Raw genomic sequence first — 3,293 nt, 5'->3', positions numbered from 1 at the left:
CGACCAGGTACGACAAGCTCGCCGTACGCTACGAGGCCACCGTCCAGATCGCCATCATCAACGACTGGCTGACCTGCTTATGAAACACGCCCTAGCTCGGTATTGAGGAGCTGCGGTCAGGTGCGCTCTTGATCGCGCATCATGCCGAGGATCTCCGAGAGTGTCGGTTCATCTTGGGTGGCGGCGGCTGGACGCAACTCACCAAGGTCTTCGAAGCGACGAGGCAACACGTCCCCGTTGGCGATCAGTTCGGCGCGGATACGTTCAGCCAGAGAGGGCGGCACGAGCAAGCCGGGGCGTGCATCAGCTTTGTCGTCAGTGGAGTTCAGCTCTTCAGGCACACCGAAAGCATGCCCAGTGGACGAAGGGCTTGACTGGCGAATCCAAGCAACGTGCCTGCTGGTCTTTGGGCTCACTGCCTCGCAGACGAACGGCCCGGCTCGTCGTGAGCCGGGCCGGGCTCGTGTCAGCTCAGCATCTCGCCCTTGGGGCCGATGATGCTCTTGGTCTCCGCGTACTGCGCCTTGTTGTAGACGTCACCCGTCTCGCCGTCGAAGTACGCCGAGCTGATCAGGTCGACCCTGTCGTTGCCGTCCTGGTCGTGGAACAGGCTGGTCACTCCGTTGACGTAGCCGAGCCGCTTGCTGTTGTTGTACTTCAGCAGCCACGGCCCGCCGTCCGCGCCGCCGGTCATCGAGCACTTCAGGACCTGGTGCGTCTCGACCCTGAAGGTGTTCACCTGGTAGGTCTTCGTGCCCGTCTTGCCGTAGCAGTACTTGGGCGTGACACCGGTGTACGGCTTGCTGCCGTCGGGGTGCTCGTCGCCGGGGTAGCCGAAGGCGAAGACGGGCTGGCCCTGCGGCTGGTTCCACGCGATGCCCTGGCCGCCGACGGCGTCGCCGAGCTTGCCGGAGTCCTTGGCGACGCCGATGAAGTAGTGGTCGCGGAAGTAGCGAACGGTCTTGCCTGCCTTCACCCACTGCTTGGTGTAGTAGCGGGTCTCGTACCAGGCGATCTCGGCGCCGCTCTGGACTTCCGCGTCGACCTTGCCGGGGAACTTGCCGTCGGCCTTGAGCTTGCTCAGCTCCTGGTACTTCTCCTTGCTGATGGGCGTCGGGCCGACCTTCTCGTACTGCTCGCCGTTCACGTTGGCCGCGGTGCTGGGGGCGGCGTCGCCGTACCCGTTCTCCGTCACTTCGACCTTGGTCAGCGTCTTGTCACCCTTGTAGTCGTGGCCGACCTTCTCGGGGGTGACGTCGAAGTCCTTGGACCAGTACGGCCCGGCCGGGCCGTACTTCTCGAAACCGGCCTTGTAGTCGTCTTCCTTGATCTCCTCGTGCTTGACCCACTTGTCGCCGGCCCAGTCGGAGAACTCGCCCTTGGTGACCTCGCGGCTGCCCGTGAGCTCGAACCCGTTGTGGACGGCGACGAAGGCGAAGTCGCCGTCGTAGTCGTCGTAGGTGTCGAGGTCGTAGGTGGTGAAGGCGTAGGCGCCCGCGAAGACGCCGTACGGCGCCTTGCCCTGGTAGTAGCCGGGCACGAAGACCCACTTGGCGAAGACGTCACGGCCGTGTTCGTAGACGCAGTGGCCCGCGGTCGCGACCAGGTTGCGGTGCCTGGACTGGATCGAGGTGGCCGAGCACCAGCGGTAGTCGCCCTTGCGGTCGATGAAGAAGACCTTGCCGATGGTCCTGGGCAGGTTGACGTTCTTCACCTTGGCGCCGGCCGTCGCGGCGCCGGTGGGCGCGACGATGCCGGGCTTGCCGTCATCGGGCTTGTCGCTGCTGACGTTGACGACCTTGGTGACGTCCTTGCTGTCCCAGTGGTACTGGGTGGCCTTCCTCAGCGCGGCGCCGTTGGCGTCCAGCCAGAACAGGGCGGTGCTGTAGGCGTCGGCGGGCTTGGGGGCCAGCGGGTCGGTGACCCAGGAGGGGGCGGCGGCGGCCGGCGTGGCGAGTGCGGCAGCGGTCAGACCGACGGCGGCGAGGGGGATGAGCAGGCGCTTCAACGGGAGGCTCCACAAAGTCAACAAAGGGGTGTTGCGACCCTATCGACCCTCATGTCACTCCCGTAAGGGATCTTTCCTGGGTATTTCCTCCCAGAAAGGCCGAAGGGCCCGGCAGAAGCCGAGCCCTTCGGGTGGTGCAGGGTGAGCTGAGGTTTGGACCCTCGGCTCAGGTCAAGCGTGTTACGGCTTGGGGAACGGGAACATCGCGCCGGACGCCGTGTTCGCAGCCGCCTTGTAGACGAGGTTGGTCTCGCCGTCGAAGTACGGGCTGGAGATGTAGTCCACGCGGTCGTTGCCGTCCTGGTCGTTGAAGGTGCTGGTGACACCGTTCACGTAGCCGAGACGCTTGGCGTTGCTGTACTTCAGCAGCCAGGGGCCACCGTCGTAGCCGGGGGTCACGGGGCACTTCAGCGCCACGTGCTCCTCGATCTTCTTGGCGGCGGAGCCGACCAGCTTGGCGCTGGTCTTGCCGTAGCACCACTTCGGCGTCACACCGGTGTACGGCTTGGAGCCGTCGGGGTGCTCAGCGTAGGGGTAGCCGAAGGTACGGACGATCTTGCCGGTGGGCTGGTTGTAGGCGAAGCCCTGACCACCGACGTTGTCACCCAGGCGACCGAGGTCAACGAGGGTGCCAGAGGCGTCGACGTAGATCAGGTAGCCAGTGATCTTGAAGTACTCGACCGTCTTGGCCGGCACGACAACCCACTGCTTGGTGAAGAACTGCTGCTTGTACCAGCCGCCGTTCTCCGCCTTGACCTCACCGAGGAACTCGCCCTTGGCCTTCTTGGCCACGAGCTCGTCGTACTCGCCCTTGGAGATGGTCTGCTTGCCGTTGGACACCGGCTTGCCGCCCGCAGCGTCGAGGCACTTCTCCCCGACGGTCATCTCGGGGCACTGCTCGCCGTTCTTGTCGTCGACAGTGTCCGCGCCGGCCTTGCCGAAGTCGTAGCCCGAGACCTCGACGCCGGTGAGGATCTTCTCCTCGTCCTTGCCCGGCTTGTAGTCGTGGCCGACCTTCTTGGGCGTGCCGTCGGTGGTCTTGGTGGTGACCGAGTCGGGGCCGTACTTCGACTCCCAGGCCTTGTACTCCTCCTCGGTGACCTTCTCGACCTTCAGTTCCTTCTTGCCCTTGTAGGCGTCGTACTCGCCCTTGTTGACCTGCTTGACACCGCCACCATCGGTGATCTTGGCGCCGATGCCGTTGTACACGGTGACGAACGCGTAGTCGCGGTCGTAGTCCTCGTACACCGACAGGTCGTAGTGCGTGAAGGCCTGCTTGCCGACG

General features: G+C 64.6%; 3 protein-coding genes. All 3 read right to left on the bottom strand.

Annotation, left to right across the window (positions count from 1 at the left end; all coding sequences use genetic code 11):
- Positions 1 to 116: 116 nt before the first annotated feature.
- Entirely contained in the window at positions 117 to 341 is a 225-nt protein-coding gene (locus ACFXJ8_RS41685) for a hypothetical protein (RefSeq protein ID WP_379650740.1), read from the bottom strand.
- Between the two features lie 125 nt (positions 342 to 466).
- A complete protein-coding gene (locus tag ACFXJ8_RS41680; RefSeq protein ID WP_379650739.1) occupies positions 467 to 2,008 on the bottom strand; it encodes a trypsin-like serine peptidase in 1,542 nt (513 codons plus the stop codon).
- Between the two features lie 180 nt (positions 2,009 to 2,188).
- The gene (locus ACFXJ8_RS41675; RefSeq protein WP_379650742.1) at positions 2,189 to 3,217 is read right to left on the bottom strand and encodes a hypothetical protein; all 1,029 of its coding nucleotides are present in this window, start codon (positions 3,215 to 3,217) and stop codon (positions 2,189 to 2,191) included.
- Positions 3,218 to 3,293: the final 76 nt, after the last annotated feature.

Origin of the sequence: Nonomuraea sp. NPDC059194 (assembly GCF_042754765.1) — a bacterium.
In the GTDB taxonomy this organism is placed as follows: domain Bacteria; phylum Actinomycetota; class Actinomycetes; order Streptosporangiales; family Streptosporangiaceae; genus Nonomuraea.
The sequence above is the reverse complement of the archived record's forward strand: the minus strand, read 5'-3'. Positions and strand labels throughout refer to the sequence as shown.